This is a genomic window from Paenisporosarcina sp. TG20 (assembly GCF_000286315.1).
GTDB lineage: Bacteria > Bacillota > Bacilli > Bacillales_A > Planococcaceae > Paenisporosarcina.
In genome coordinates this window covers 1-1,299 of record NZ_ALJG01000063.1, presented here as the reverse complement: position 1 = coordinate 1,299, position 1,299 = coordinate 1, and the positions used below count along the sequence as shown (strand labels likewise).

The 1,299-nt window shown below is 35.3% G+C and carries 2 protein-coding genes; one reads left to right on the top strand and one right to left on the bottom strand.

The window, feature by feature from the left end; all coding sequences use genetic code 11:
- Positions 1-165: 165 nt before the first annotated feature.
- Entirely contained in the window at positions 166-780 is a 615-nt protein-coding gene (gene wrbA, locus B371_RS0100400; RefSeq protein WP_019412385.1) for an NAD(P)H:quinone oxidoreductase, read from the bottom strand.
- Between the two features lie 211 nt (positions 781-991).
- Here wrbA and B371_RS23230 point away from each other — a divergent pair, with 211 nt between their 5' ends.
- Entirely contained in the window at positions 992-1,168 is a 177-nt protein-coding gene (locus tag B371_RS23230; protein ID WP_019412384.1) for a hypothetical protein, read from the top strand.
- Positions 1,169-1,299: the final 131 nt, after the last annotated feature.

Genomic DNA, 1,299 nt, shown 5'->3' with positions numbered 1-1,299 from the left:
CTCAAGGTGCGAAACTTAAGTAAATAATCTATTAACATTAAAGTTAGTTAGGGAATGCATGAAAGTAGAAAAAGAGACTGACTTGTTCGAAGGAGCAATCACTTCTTAAAAGTTAGTCTCTTTATTTTCCGTTATTTACTTAAATCATAAAAGATGTCACCATTCTTATTCTTTATTTCCCTTTTTCACCAATTCTGCAATAGTTACAGTTCGTATAGCTTGATGTTTCACTGCACCTTGTACATCCTCTACCATATTTCCTTCTTGGTTAACTGAGACACTTGTTCCATAAGGATTCCCTCCAGCACCATACAAAACAGGGTCAGTGTAACCTGGTGAAACCACAATTGACCCCCAATGATACATTGTTGTATAAAGTGCTAGTATTGTTGCCTCTTGCCCTCCATGGGGATTTTGTGCAGAAGTCATTGCACTTACAACTTTGTTTACTAATTTACCAGTAAACCAAAGTCCTCCTGTTGAATCTAAGAAAGCCTTTGCTTGGGCAGGTACGTTACCAAAACGTGTAGGAACGCTGAAAATTATTGCATCTGCCCACTCTAAATCATCTAGAGTAACCTCTGGTACATCTTTCGTCGCTTCCAAATGTTCTTTCCAAGCTGGATTTGAATTAATAGCTTCTTGTGGTGCTGTTTCATGTAACTTTAACACTTTTACTTCAGCACCTTTTTCTTTAGCACCATCTGCTGCCCACTTCGCTAATTGGTAGTTAGTACCCGTTGAGCTGTAATAAATCACTGCTAGTTTTACCGTTGTCATACTATCCATCTCCTTTGAAAAATTCAAAATTACATTTTTATAGGAAAGAGTAATATCTTTCACCAGTCTAATTCTTTGACTCAAACAGTATTATCCTATTCGCATATCCCTAAACGTTTTTGAGTGTTTAGTTTAAGCGAAAATTTCTTAAGTTTAGAAGAATAAACTGTATTATTCAGAACAAGCTATCCATAAATGGAGGTGATAATATTTGAATAAGAATCAACAAGAAAATATAGACAAGAAGAAAAAACAACTAGGTCGTGAGGAATATGGCTATGGATACGATATTAGTGAAAATGACTTAAACAAGCTAGGACAAAATGAATTAGCGAAGAAGAACAATACCCAAAATGCGAACCACCCCATCAATAATGATGAAAAGTAAACCGGATCATCGCATTCGAAAGAAACATTATTTGATTATAAGAAAAATGATTTAAGTATCATTCTAAAAGGATATTCCATATAGCATCTACTTTGGTTTCCTGTGTGATTTTCGTTACAGGCGGACGCTTT

Bases quoted from the DNA above. Each gene is read 5' to 3' on its own strand.
- wrbA (WP_019412385.1), bottom strand. From the start codon at position 780: ATGACAACGGTAAAACTAGCAGTGATTTATTACAGCTCAACGGGTACT.